The following is a 12,416-nucleotide window of genomic DNA, read 5'->3' as shown; positions in this document are numbered from 1 at the left end:
CCTCGCGCAGCTGGGATGAGTCAGACCTTGCGGCTGTAGGAGCGCACCGCCAGCGGCGCGAAGACCGCGACCACCACGGCGCAGCCGACCAGCGCCCAGCCCACGTTGGCGGTCAGCCGGCCGTCGTTCATCAGGTCGCGCACGGCGTTGATCACCAGCGTGACCGGGTTGACCTTGACGAAGTGCTCGAGCCAGCTCGGCAGCGTCTGCGAGGGCACGAACGCGTCGGAGAGGAACGTCAGCGGGAACATGATCATCATCCCGATGCCCTGCACCGCCTGCGCGGAGCGGGCGATGGTGCCCAGCCAGGCGAAGATCCACGACAGCGACCAGCCCGAGATCACCACGAGCAGCCAGCCGGCCAGCACGCCCAGGACGCCGCCGTGCGGGCGGTAGCCCATCAGCAGGCCGGTCAGGATCGTCAGGGTGGCGGCGATCGCGTAGCGCAGCAGGTCGGCCAGCATCGGGCCGGCCAGCGGCGCGATCCGGGCCATCGGCAGCGACCGGAACCTGTCGAAGACGCCCTTGTCCATGTCCTCGCGCATCTGGGTGCCGGTCGCCATGCAGGCGGTCAGCGAGGTCTGCGCCAGGATGCCGGTGATCACGATCGGCAGGTAGCTCTGCACGTCGCCGGAGATCGCGCCGCCGAAGATGTAGGCGAACATCGCGGTGAACAGCAGCGGCTGGATCACCACGTCGAAGAACTGCTCCGGGTTGCGCCGCATCTTCTTCAGCGCCCGCCAGGCCATGGTGAGCGTCTGGCTGACGGTGTCGGACAGGGCCGGCCGCACGGTCAGAGCGCGCTCGGCGGCCGGAGTGATCAGGGCGCTCATCACGCCACCTCCTCGGTGAGGCTCTCGTCCTCGGCGTAGTGGCCGGTGATGGCCAGGAAGACCTCGTCCAGCGTCGGCTGGCGGACGGCGGCGGTGGCGATGCCCAGCTCCGCCTGTCGCAGCGCGATCAGCACGTCGGCGGCCTTGTTCGGATCCGGCAGCGCGATCGAGAGCCCGCCGGCCTCAGGGGTCAGCACCGGCTCCTCGCCGAGGATGCCGGACACCAGGCCCGCGGCCTGCGCGGTACGGTCCTTGTCGGCCAGCCGCAGGTGCAGCGTCGAGTTGCCGACGCTGGTCTTGAGCTCCTCGGGCGTGCCCTCGGCGACCTTGAGGCCGCGGTCGATCACCGCGATCCGGTCGGCGAGCTGGTCGGCCTCGTCGAGGTACTGCGTGGTCAGCAGCACCGTCGCACCGTCGCGGACCAGCTCGCGGATCGTCTCCCACATCTGGCCCCGGGTGCGAGGGTCGAGGCCGGTGGTCGGCTCGTCGAGGAAGATCAGCGGCGGCCGGCTGATCAGCGAGGCGGCCAGGTCGAGCCGGCGGCGCATGCCACCGGAGAAGTTCTTGATCTGCCGGTCACCGGCCTCCTCGAGCCCGAAGCGGCCGAGCAGGTCGTGCGCCGTGGTCTTGGCGCGCTTGGCCGACAGGCCCTGGAGGCGGCCGAAGAGCCAGAGGTTCTCGTAGCCGGTGAGGTTCTCGTCGACGGAGGCGTACTGGCCGGTGACGCCGACGAGCTGGCGGATCTGGTGAGGCGAGGACGCGACGTCGACGCCGAAGATGCTCGCCGACCCGCCGTCGATCGGCAGCAGCGTGGCGAGCATCTTGAGGGTGGTGGTCTTGCCGGCGCCGTTGGGTCCCAGCACGCCGTAGACCTCGCCGGTGCGGATGGAGAGGTCGACGCCGCCGACCGCCGTAACGGTGCCGGACTTTTGGCTACCGAAGCGCTTCACCAGGCCGTGGGCGTCGACTGCCAGGTCGGAGTTGGTCATGGCACCAGCGTGGGGCAGGCCGGTTTCAGATCGCTTTCACGACGGCGTCGGCCGGTTTCAGGTGATCGGCTGCTCCAGCACCACCCGGGCGCGGGCGTAGACGTCCCGGTCGCCGGTGACCCGGATCCCGCTGTCGTCGCCGCGATGCCACAGCCACGCGTCCAGGTCGGCGGCGGTCCCGGAGACGACCGCGTCGGCCTCCGATCCCGGCGGCGGTACGACGTGCAGGTCCGGCTCGCCGCTGCGCTCCACGCCCTCCGGCGAGGTCCCGGAGAAGATCCCGAGCTGGATCCAGACGGAGGCGCCGACATCGGTCATCGCGAACTCGACGTGATGGGGGAGCGGTGCGAACGCCCCCCACGGGGGCAGGGCGCCGTACATCAGGTCGAGGCACTCCTCGACGCCGTCGGCGGCCAGCGCCGGGTCGAGCGCGGTCGGTGTGCCGGCGGTCAGCTCCGCGTCGAGGCGGTGGATGAGCGCCTCGTGCGCCTGGCGGCGCAGGACGAACCCGACGGTATGGTCGGCCGACCAGGACCAGCACTCGTCGGCGGGGTCCGCCGCGGCGAGGGCACCGACGAGCCGGTCGCTCCACTCGTCGAAGAAGGCCAGCAGCCGGTCGTAGGCGACGGGCCGCTCCGGCTCGGCGTAGTTCTCGCGCGGGTCGATGGGGCGCTGCGTGACCACGTGGGTCCACCAGCGCTGCACCTCGCCGAGGTGGAACAGCAGGTCGGCGGCGGTCCAGCCGGGGCAGGACGGGACGGGTGTGGCAGGCTCGGTGTCGGTGAGGACCTCGCGGAAGCGGACCGACTCCCGACGGATGTGGTCCAGGTAGGTGGGACAGTCCAGGCGCGTCATGATCGCGACGCTAGCCGCATCCCGGCGGGGAGACATCTCTTCAAAATCATGCAGAGTCGTGTATTGTTATGCATATGACGAAGAAGTCGATCGCCGTCGCGGGCGCGAGCGGCTACGCCGGCGGCGAGCTGCTGCGCCTGCTGCTGGCCCACCCGGACGTCGAGATCGGAGCGCTGACCGCGTTCGGCAACGCGGGTGAGCGCCTCGGCTCGTTGCAGCCGCACCTGCTGCCGTTGGCCGACCGCGTGCTGGAGCCCACCACCGTCGAGGTGCTGCAGGGCCACGACGTCGTCTTCCTCGCGCTGCCGCACGGGCAGTCCGGCGCGATCGCCGCCCAGCTGCCCGACGAGACCGTCGTGATCGACTGCGGCGCGGACTTCCGGCTCGCGGATCCGGCGTTGTGGGAGAGGTTCTACGGCTCCGACCACGCCGGGACCTGGCCCTACGGCCTGCCCGAGCTGCCCGGGCAGCGGACCAGGCTGGCCGGCGCCAACCGCATCGCCGTACCGGGCTGCTATCCGACGGTCTCCTCGCTGGCCCTCGCCCCGGCCATCGCCGCCGGCCTGGTCGAGCCCGACGTCGTCGTGGTCGCCGCCAGCGGCACCAGCGGAGCCGGCAAGGCCGCCAAGCCGCACCTGCTCGGCAGCGAGACCGCCGGCAACGTCAGTGCGTACGGCGTGGGCGGGGTGCACCGGCACACCCCCGAGATCATCCAGAACCTCTCCGCGCTCACCGACGAGGCGGTGACGGTGAGCTTCACCCCGCTGCTGGTGCCGATGCCGCGCGGGATCCTGGCCACCTGCACCGCCAAGGTGAGGCCGGGCGTCGGCGCACAGGACGTCCGGGTCGCCTACCAGAAGGCGTACGTCGAGGAGCGGTTCGTGCACCTGCTCCCCGAGGGCCAGTGGCCCCAGACCAAGGCCGTCACCGGCGCCAACGTGGTGCATCTGCAGGTGACGGTCGACGAGGCGGCCGGACGGCTGGTCGCCGTCGGCGCCGTCGACAACCTCGCCAAGGGCACGGCCGGCGCCGCCGTCCAGTGCATGAACCTCGCTCTCGGCCTCGACGAGGCCACCGGCCTGACCACGATCGGACTCGCACCGTAATGAGCGTCACCCATCCCCAGGGCTTCGTCGCCGCCGGCGTCGCCGCGGGCCTGAAGAGCACCGGCAGGCCCGACGTGGCGCTGGTGGTCAACCAGGGCCCGTCGTACGCCTCGGCCAGCGTCTTCACCGCCAACCGCTGCAAGGCCAATCCGGTGCTGTGGAGCCAGGAGGTGGTCAAGGACGGCGTCGTCAAGGCGGTCGTACTCAACTCCGGCGGCGCCAACTGCTACACCGGCGCCGAAGGCTTCCAGACCACCCACCAGACCGCGGAGCGGGTCGCCGAGCACCTCGGCATCGGCGCCGGGGACGTGGTGGTGTGCTCCACCGGGCTGATCGGCGTGCTCAACATCCGCGAGCACGTGCTCGCCGGCGTCGACGCGGCCGCCGCCGCGCTGAGCGGCGACGGCGGCCCGGCGGCCGCCGAGGCGATCATGACCACCGACACCGTTGCCAAGCAGGTCGTGGTGGAGGGCGAGGGCTGGTCGATCGGCGGGATGGCCAAGGGCGCCGGCATGCTGGCCCCCGCGCTGGCCACCATGCTGGTGGTCATCACCACCGACGCCGACCTGACCGCGGCCGAGCTCGACCAGGCGCTGCGGGCCGCCACCCGGGTCAGCTTCGACCGGCTCGACTCCGACGGCTGTATGTCGACCAACGACACCGTCACGCTGCTGGCCAGCGGCGCCTCCGGCGTGCGGCCGAGCGTCGAGGAGTTCACCGCGGCGCTGACCCGGGCCTGCAGCGACCTGGCCCTGCAACTGCTCGCCGACGCCGAGGGTGCCGACCACTCGATCGCGATCACCACGCTGAACGCCGCCACCGAGGACGACGCGGTGGAGGTGTCGCGCTCGGTCGCGCGGAGCAACCTGTTCAAGGCGGCGATCTTCGGCAAGGACCCCAACTGGGGTCGCATCCTGGCCTCGGTCGGCACCACCGGGGCCGCCTTCGACCCGGCCGACCTCGACGTCGCCCTCAACGGCGTCTGGGTCTGCAAGCGGTCCACCCCGGCCGAGGACCCGAGCCTGATCAGCCTCGAGGAGCGCGACGTCACCGTGACCATCGACCTCAAGGCCGGCGACGCCTCGGCGACCGTCTGGACCAACGACCTGACCCACGCCTACGTGCACGAGAACAGCGCCTACAGCTCATGAGCACCCCGACCAAGGACGCCGTCGACACCGCCAAGGCGGCCACACTCGCCGCGGCGCTGCCGTGGCTGAAGAAGTACAACGGCAAGATCATCGTGATCAAGTACGGCGGCAACGCCATGACCGACGACATCCTGAAGTCCGCCTTCGCCGAGGACATCGCGTTCCTGCGGCTGGCCGGCTTCAAGCCCGTCGTCGTGCACGGCGGCGGCCCGCAGATCTCCCGGATGCTGGACCGGCTGGGCATCGCCTCGGAGTTCCGCGGCGGCCTGCGGGTGACCACGCCCGAGGCGATGGACGTGGTCCGGATGGTGCTCGTCGGCCAGGTCCAGCGCGAGCTGGTCGGCCTGCTCAACCAGCACGGGCCGCTCGCCGTCGGCCTCTCCGGCGAGGACGCCGGCCTGTTCACCGCGACGCGGACCAACACGGTCGTCGACGGCGAGGAGGTCGACCTCGGCCTGGTGGGTGAGGTGACCGAGGTGCGGCCCGACGCCGTACTCGACCTGATCGAGGCGGGCCGGATCCCGGTGATCTCCAGCGTGGCGCCCGACGAGGCCGGGGTGGTCCACAACGTCAACGCCGACACCGCCGCCTCGGCGCTCGCGGTCGCGCTCGGCGCCGAGAAGCTGCTGGTGCTCACCGACGTCGAGGGCCTCTACCGCGACTACGGCAACAGTGACGACGTGATCGGCGAGATCAGCCCCGAGGCGCTGGCCGCGCTGATGCCGAGCCTGGACTCGGGCATGATCCCGAAGATGAGCGCGTGCCTGCAGGCCGTGCGCGGCGGCGTGCCGCGTGCCACCGTGGTCGACGGTCGGGAGCAGCACGCGGTGCTGCTGGAGATCTTCACCGACGAGGGCATCGGCACCCAGGTCCTGCCCGGGGTCGAGACCAAGATCAGGAAGGCACGCTCATGACCGGCAGCACGGCGCGCTACCAGGGTGCGCTGATGAACACCTTCGGGACGCCCAAGCTCATCCTCACCCGCGGTGCGGGGGCGCACGTGTGGGACGAGGACGGCAACGAGTACGTCGACCTCCTCGGCGGCATCGCCGTCAACGCCCTCGGCCACGGCCATCCGGCGCTGGTCGCGGCCGTCACCGAGCAGTTGCAGACCCTCGGGCACATCTCCAACTTCTTCGCCTCCGGCCCGCAGATCGACCTCGCCGAGAGGATGCTCGCCCTGCTCGGCCACGAGGGCAAGGTGTTCTTCACCAACTCCGGCACCGAGGCCAACGAGGCGGCCTTCAAGCTGACCCGGCGTACCGGCCGCACCCACCTGGTCGCGATGACGGGCTCCTTTCACGGCCGCACGATGGGCGCGCTCGCGCTGACGAGCAAGGAGGCCTACCGGGCACCGTTCGAGCCGTTGCCGGGCGAGGTCACCTTCGTCGAATACGGCGACGCCGACGCCCTGGCCGCGGCCGTCACCGACACGACCGCGGCGATCGTGCTCGAGCCCATCCAGGGCGAGGCCGGCGTCGTCGTACCGCCAGCCGGCTTCCTCGCGGCCGCCCGGGCGATCGCCGACGAGCACGGCGCGCTGCTGTGGTTCGACGAGGTGCAGACCGGGATCGGCCGCACCGGCGCCTGGTTCGCGCACACGGCCAGCGGCGTCGTCCCGGACATCGTGACGGTGGCCAAGGGCCTCGGCGGCGGGTTCCCGATCGGCGCCTGCATCGGTGTCGGTGCCGCCGGGGACCTGCTGCAGCCGGGCAACCATGGCACCACCTTCGGCGGCAACCCGCCGGCGTGTGCCGCCGGGCTCGCGGTGATCGACACGATCGAGCGCGAGGGCCTGCTGGAGCACGTCACCGTTCTGGGCCAGAAGCTGCGCGACGGCCTCGCCGCCGACCCGCGCGTCACCGAGGTGACGGGGGAGGGGCTGCTGATCGGGGTGGTCACGACCGTCGACACCGCGAAGATCGCGGCCGCCGCGCTGGCACGGGGCTTCATCCTCAACAACGCCACCTCCGACCGGCTGCGGCTGGCGCCACCGCTGGTGCTCACCGAGGGGGACGCCGCGGCGTTCCTCGCCGCCTGGCCGGCGATCCTTGACGCGGCGCAGGAGGCCTGATGCGCAGCTTCCTGCGAGACGACGACCTGACCGCGGCCGAGCAGGCCCAGGTGCTGGACCTGGCGGCGGCGCTGAAGGCCGCGCCGTACGAGCGCAAGCCGTTGGCCGGTCCCCGGACGGTCGCCACGATCTACGACAAGCCGACGCTGCGCACCCAGTCCTCGTTCGCGGCCGGGATCGCCGAGCTCGGCGGCCACCCGATGCTGGTCGACGGCGGCCTGGCCGGCATCGGCGTGCGCGAGTCGGTCGCCGACGTCGCCCGGGTGCTGGGCCGGCAGGCCAGCATGATCGTGTGGCGCACCTACGAGCAGACCAGACTCGAGGAGATGATGCGGTACGCCGGCGTCCCCGTGGTCAACGCGCTCACCGACGAGTTCCACCCCTGCCAACTGCTGGCCGACCTGCTCACCATCCGCGAGCACAAGGGGACCCTGGCCGGGCTGACCGTGGCGTTCCTCGGCGACGCGGCGTGCAACATGGGCAACTCGTGGGCGCTGGCCGGTGCCACCGCCGGGATGCACGTCCGTTTCGGGGCACCGGAGGGCTACGCCCCCGACGCGGAGGTGCTGGCGAAGGCGGCGAGGATCGGCGAGGAGACCGGCGGCAGCGTCCAGGTGGTCACCGACGCCCCGACCGCGGTGGCGGCCGCCGACGTGCTGGTGACCGACACCTGGGTGAGCATGGGCAAGGAGGACGAGGCGGCCGAGCGGATCGCGGTGTTCTCGCCCTACGCGCTCACCCGCACGCTGCTGGCCAAGGCGGAGCCGGACGCGATCGTGCTGCACTGCCTGCCCGCCTACCGCGGCAAGGAGATCGAGGCCGAGGTGATCGACGGCCCGCACAGCGTGGTCTGGGACGAGGCCGAGAACCGCCGGCATGCTCAGAAGGCGATCCTGACCTTCCTGGCCGAGCACCTGGAGCGGGGATGAACGAGCAGGCCGGTCGGCCGGCGACCAAGAATGCCCGCCACCAGCTCATCGTCGACCTGATCTGGAACCACGAGATCAGCACCCAGGGCGAACTCGCCGACCTGCTCGCCGACAGCGGCGTCAGGGTCACTCAGGCGACCCTCTCGCGCGACCTGGTCGAGTTGGACGCGGTCAAGGTCAGGGCCGGCTCCGGCGCGCTCGTCTACGCCGTCCCCGGCGAGGGCGGCGACCGGCGACCGGTCAGTGCGGGGGAGTCGGCCGCGGGTCGCACCCGGCTGGCCCGGCTGTGCGCCGAGTTGCTGGTGAGTGCGGAGGCGAGCGCCAACCTCGTCGTACTCCGCACGCCGCCGGGTGCCGCCCAGTTCCTGGCGAGCGCGTTCGACAAGGCCGAGTTTCCTGACATCCTCGGCACCATCGCGGGCGACGACACCGTCTTGGTGATCGGCCGCGAGCCCCAGGGTGGTGAGGATCTGGTACGCCGGTTCCTCGCCCTCGCAGACCACAGCGGCACGAATGAACAAACGGATGAGGAGCAATGAGCAAGGTCCTGACCTCCCTGCCCCAGGGTGAGCGCGTGGGTATCGCGTTCTCCGGAGGCCTCGACACCTCCGTCGCGGTTGCGTGGATGCGTGACAAGGGTGCGATCCCGTGCACCTACACCGCCGACATCGGCCAGTACGACGAGCCCGACATCTCCGGTGTCCCCGACCGCGCGAAGCAGTACGGCGCCGAGATCGCCCGCGCCGTCGACATCAAGCCGCAGCTGGTGGAGGAGGGCCTGGCCGCGCTCGCGTGCGGTGCGTTCCACATCCGCTCGGGCGCGCGGGCCTACTTCAACACCACCCCGCTCGGTCGGGCCGTCACCGGCACCATACTGGTGCGGGCGATGCAGGCCGACGGCGTCAACATCTGGGGCGACGGGTCGACGTACAAGGGCAACGACATCGAGCGGTTCTACCGCTACGGCCTGATGGCCAACCCGGAGCTGCGCATCTACAAGCCGTGGCTGGACGCCGACTTCGTGGGCGAGCTGGGCGGCCGTCACGAGATGAGCGAGTGGCTGATCGCGCACGGCCTGCCCTACCGCGACGCCACCGAGAAGGCCTACTCCACCGACGCCAACATCTGGGGCGCCACCCACGAGGCGAAGACGCTGGAGCACCTCGACGTCTCGCTGGAGACGGTCGAGCCGATCATGGGCGTGAAGTTCTGGGACCCGAGTGTGGTCATCGAGCCGGAGGACGTCGCCGTCACCTTCGAGGCCGGTCGCCCGGTGGCGATCAACGGCAAGCGGTACGACGACGCCGTGGCGCTCGTGCTCGAGGCCAACGCGATCGGGGGCCGGCACGGCCTGGGCATGTCGGACCAGATCGAGAACCGCATCATCGAGGCGAAGTCGCGTGGCATCTACGAGGCGCCGGGCATGGCGCTGCTGTTCGCGGCGTACGAGCGACTGCTCAACGCGATCCACAACGAGGACACGCTGGCCAACTACCACACCGAGGGCCGCAAGCTCGGCCGGCTGCTCTATGAGGGCCGCTGGCTCGACCCGCAGGCGCTGATGCTGCGGGAGTCGATCCAGCGCTGGATCGCCTCGCTGGTTACCGGCACCGTCACCCTGCGACTGCGCCGCGGCGACGACTACACCATCCTCAAGACCGAAGGCCCGCACTTCTCCTACCACCCGGAGAAGCTCTCGATGGAGCGCGTCGAGAACGCTGCTTTCGGTCCGACGGACCGGATCGGCCAGCTCACCATGCGCAATCTCGACATCGCCGACTCGCGCGCCAAGCTGGAGCTCTACGCCGGTCAGCCGCTCGACCAGGGCACCGTCCTGGTCGAGAACGGCACGCTCTTCGGCGAGCTGCCCGCGGGCGGCTTCGACCGGATCGCGACCAATCCCGAGGTGGACGCCGAGGCCGAGGCCGTGCTCGACGAGGCCGCGATGGAGCTCGGGACCGACTGATGGGCGAACTCTCCTCGACCAACGAGGGCAAGCTGTGGGGCGGCCGGTTCGCCGGCGGCCCCAGCCCGGAGCTGGAGCGGCTGTCCCGATCCACGCACTTCGACTGGCGGCTGGGACTCTACGACCTGGCCGGCTCGCACGCCCATGCCAAGGCGCTCGGAGCGGCCGGGCTACTGACCGCCGAGGAGGAGCTGGAGCTGCACCGGGGGCTCGACGTACTCGCCGCGAAGTGGAGCTCGGGCGAGCTCCGCCCGGCCGAGACCGACGAGGACGTGCACGGCGCGCTCGAGCGGCTCCTGATCGAGGAGGTCGGGCCCGACGTCGGTGGCAAGCTGCGCGCCGGGCGGTCGCGCAACGACCAGATCGCCACGCTGTTCCGCTGCTACCTGCTCGACCACGGCCGGGTGATCGGCGGGTTGGTGCTCGACCTGGTGGACGCGCTGGCGGGCCAGGCGGAGGCGCACCTGGGCGCGATCATGCCGGGGCGGACGCACCTGCAGCACGCCCAGCCGGTGCTGCTCTCGCACCACCTGCTGGCGCATGCGTGGGCGCTGCTGCGCGACGTCGACCGGCTGGGGGACTGGCGCGACCGGGTGGAGAGCGACTCGCCGTACGGCTCGGGCGCGCTGGCGGGCCAGAGTCTCGGCCTCGACCCGGAGCTCGTCGCCCGCGAGCTGGGCTTCACCGGCTCGAGCGCCAACTCGATCGACGGGACGGCCTCGCGCGACTTCGTGGCCGAGTTCGCCTTCGTCTGCGCCCAGGTCGGCGTCGACGTGAGCCGGATCGCCGAGGAGGTCATCTTGTGGGCGACCAAGGAGTTCGACTTCGTCACGCTGCACGACTCGTGGTCCACGGGCTCATCGATCATGCCGCAGAAGAAGAACCCGGACATCTCCGAGCTGGCCCGCGGGAAGGCAGGGCGCCTGATCGGCAACCTGACCGGCCTGCTGGGCACGCTCAAGGCGCTCCCGCTGGCGTACAACCGCGACCTGCAGGAGGACAAGGAGCCGGTCTTCGACTCGGTCGACACCCTGGAGGTCCTGCTGCCGGCGTTCACCGGGCAGGTCGCGACGCTGGTCTACAACACCGAGCGGATGGCCGAGCTTGCGCCGCAGGGGTTCTCGCTGGCGACCGACATCGCGGAGTGGCTGGTGCGCGAGGGGACGCCGTTCCGGATCGCCCACGAGCTGGCCGGTGCGTGTGTCCGCGCCGCCGAGGCGAAGGGCACCGAGCTCGACGGGCTGACCGACGAGGAGTTCGCCGCGATCTCGCCCGCGCTGACGCCCGACGTACGGCTGGTGCTGACCGCCGAGGGCTCCGTCGCCTCGCGCGACGGCCGCGGCGGTACGGCGCCGGCCCGGGTGCGTGAGCAGCTCGCCGAGCTGACCAGCCGCACGGCCGCGCTGCGGGAGCGGCTGGCCTGATGTCACTGCAGGAGGCGCTGGCGGGGCCTGCCGAGCAGGTCGCGCCGCGCCTCCTCGGTGCCCTCCTGACCCATGCGGGCGTAACCCTCCGCCTGACCGAGGTCGAGGCGTACGCCGGCGCTGCCGACCCCGGCTCGCACGCCTACCGCGGCCGAACCGCCCGCAACGCGGTGATGTTCGGCCCGGCAGGGCATCTTTACGTCTACTTCACCTACGGGATGCACACCTGCGCCAACGTGGTGTGTGGCGTCGAGGGGACCGCCTCGGCGTGCCTGCTACGCGCCGGCGAGGTCGTCGACGGCATCGACCTGGCCCGTGAGCGGCGGTTGGGCTCGACCGACCGCAACCTCGCGCGGGGGCCGGCGCGGCTGTGCCAGGCGCTCGGCATCCGGCTCGACGACAACGGTGCCGCACTGGACGGCGATCGCTTCCAGCTGCTCCTCGGCGAGCCGGTGGCGACGCCCGCGACAGGTCCTCGGGTGGGCCTCCGCGGCGCCCCGGAGAGGCCGTGGCGGTTCTGGATCCAGGGGGAACCGACGGTGTCCGTGTACCGGCCCGCCAAGGGCCTGCGACCCGGATTTGGCGCGCCCGACACCCCCGTGTAATGTTCTCTTCGTCGCCGGGTGCGACACCCAAACCAACGGGCCGCGAGGCCACCAGGACCTGGGTGTGGCGCGCGGCGATGCGGTTGCGAGCAAGCGGCGTCAGCGCGAGTTGACGAAGCGGATCGGGGCCGGTAAGTTTTTGCAGGTTGCCCCGCAGCGAGGCCGAGAGGCCGAGCGTGGTGTGCGTGTGATTCTTGAGAACTCAACAGTGTGTCAATAGTCGACGAATTAGTTTGTTGTGCCCTGTCATCTTTGGGTGATGGTTGTGACAATGATTTCGGCAAGGATTTTTGTCGGGGTTTGTTTTGTCAGGCATCTCTTCTTCTCAGCTGGTCTCTTTTTGGGGGTTGGTTGGGGTTTGTTTTTCTACGGAGAGTTTGATCCTGGCTCAGGACGAACGCTGGCGGCGTGCTTAACACATGCAAGTCGAGCGGAAAGGCCACTTTGTGGTACTCGAGCGGCGAACGGGTGAGTAACACGTGAG

The 12,416-nt window shown here is 70.9% G+C and carries 12 protein-coding genes and 1 rRNA gene; 10 read left to right on the top strand and 3 right to left on the bottom strand.

Annotated elements, in window-relative coordinates; translation table 11 throughout:
• Nucleotides 1–20: 20 nt before the first annotated feature.
• From VHA72_RS05085 to VHA72_RS05075, 3 genes are read right to left on the bottom strand one after another with little or no spacing between them, the layout of a single operon-like run.
• Nucleotides 21–833, bottom strand: a complete 813-nt coding sequence (locus VHA72_RS05085) for an ABC transporter permease (RefSeq protein ID WP_325573357.1) — start codon at nucleotides 831–833, stop codon at nucleotides 21–23.
• On the bottom strand, nucleotides 833–1,822 hold the full coding sequence (locus VHA72_RS05080; protein ID WP_325573356.1) for an efflux ABC transporter ATPase subunit, DrrA-related: 990 nt from the start codon (nucleotides 1,820–1,822) through the stop codon (nucleotides 833–835). Before VHA72_RS05080 ends, VHA72_RS05085 begins: the two co-directional genes overlap by 1 nt.
• 57 nt (nucleotides 1,823–1,879) lie before the next feature.
• Nucleotides 1,880–2,677 carry a maleylpyruvate isomerase N-terminal domain-containing protein gene (locus VHA72_RS05075; RefSeq protein WP_325573355.1) on the bottom strand — a complete coding sequence of 266 codons (798 nt, stop codon included), beginning with the start codon at nucleotides 2,675–2,677 and terminating at the stop codon, nucleotides 1,880–1,882.
• A gap of 68 nt (nucleotides 2,678–2,745) precedes the next feature.
• On the opposite strand from VHA72_RS05075, the gene argC reads away from it, so the two are divergent.
• From argC to VHA72_RS05025, 10 genes are all read left to right on the top strand, one after another.
• Nucleotides 2,746–3,783: an N-acetyl-gamma-glutamyl-phosphate reductase gene (argC, locus tag VHA72_RS05070; RefSeq protein WP_524538569.1), complete on the top strand. Its 1,038-nt coding sequence runs from the start codon at nucleotides 2,746–2,748 to the stop codon at nucleotides 3,781–3,783.
• The gene (gene argJ, locus VHA72_RS05065) at nucleotides 3,783–4,934 is read left to right on the top strand and encodes a bifunctional glutamate N-acetyltransferase/amino-acid acetyltransferase ArgJ (protein ID WP_325573353.1); all 1,152 of its coding nucleotides are present in this window, start codon (nucleotides 3,783–3,785) and stop codon (nucleotides 4,932–4,934) included. Before argC ends, argJ begins: the two co-directional genes overlap by 1 nt.
• Nucleotides 4,931–5,848, top strand: a complete 918-nt coding sequence (gene argB, locus VHA72_RS05060; RefSeq protein WP_325573352.1) for an acetylglutamate kinase — start codon at nucleotides 4,931–4,933, stop codon at nucleotides 5,846–5,848. Before argJ ends, argB begins: the two co-directional genes overlap by 4 nt.
• Nucleotides 5,845–7,008 carry an acetylornithine transaminase gene (locus VHA72_RS05055; RefSeq protein WP_325573351.1) on the top strand — a complete coding sequence of 388 codons (1,164 nt, stop codon included), beginning with the start codon at nucleotides 5,845–5,847 and terminating at the stop codon, nucleotides 7,006–7,008. Before argB ends, VHA72_RS05055 begins: the two co-directional genes overlap by 4 nt.
• Nucleotides 7,005–7,937 carry an ornithine carbamoyltransferase gene (gene argF, locus VHA72_RS05050; RefSeq protein WP_325573358.1) on the top strand — a complete coding sequence of 311 codons (933 nt, stop codon included), beginning with the start codon at nucleotides 7,005–7,007 and terminating at the stop codon, nucleotides 7,935–7,937. Before VHA72_RS05055 ends, argF begins: the two co-directional genes overlap by 4 nt.
• A complete protein-coding gene (locus VHA72_RS05045) occupies nucleotides 7,934–8,476 on the top strand; it encodes an arginine repressor (RefSeq protein WP_325573350.1) in 543 nt (180 codons plus the stop codon). The genes argF and VHA72_RS05045 overlap by 4 nt, the downstream gene beginning before the upstream one ends.
• Nucleotides 8,473–9,903 carry an argininosuccinate synthase gene (gene argG / locus VHA72_RS05040; RefSeq protein ID WP_325573349.1) on the top strand — a complete coding sequence of 477 codons (1,431 nt, stop codon included), beginning with the start codon at nucleotides 8,473–8,475 and terminating at the stop codon, nucleotides 9,901–9,903. The genes VHA72_RS05045 and argG overlap by 4 nt, the downstream gene beginning before the upstream one ends.
• Nucleotides 9,903–11,327, top strand: a complete 1,425-nt coding sequence (gene argH / locus VHA72_RS05035; RefSeq protein WP_325573348.1) for an argininosuccinate lyase — start codon at nucleotides 9,903–9,905, stop codon at nucleotides 11,325–11,327. Before argG ends, argH begins: the two co-directional genes overlap by 1 nt.
• Nucleotides 11,327–11,932, top strand: coding sequence for a DNA-3-methyladenine glycosylase (locus VHA72_RS05030; RefSeq protein ID WP_325573347.1), 606 nt, complete (start codon nucleotides 11,327–11,329; stop codon nucleotides 11,930–11,932). Before argH ends, VHA72_RS05030 begins: the two co-directional genes overlap by 1 nt.
• A 365-nt stretch (nucleotides 11,933–12,297) precedes the next feature.
• Nucleotides 12,298–12,416: ribosomal RNA gene (locus VHA72_RS05025) — 16S ribosomal RNA — on the top strand; the annotation flags it as partial.

It is taken from the genome of Nocardioides sp. (genome assembly GCF_035547795.1).
GTDB lineage: Bacteria > Actinomycetota > Actinomycetes > Propionibacteriales > Nocardioidaceae > Nocardioides.
Note: the sequence above shows the minus strand (reverse complement) of the source record. Positions and strands in the feature narration are given on the sequence as shown.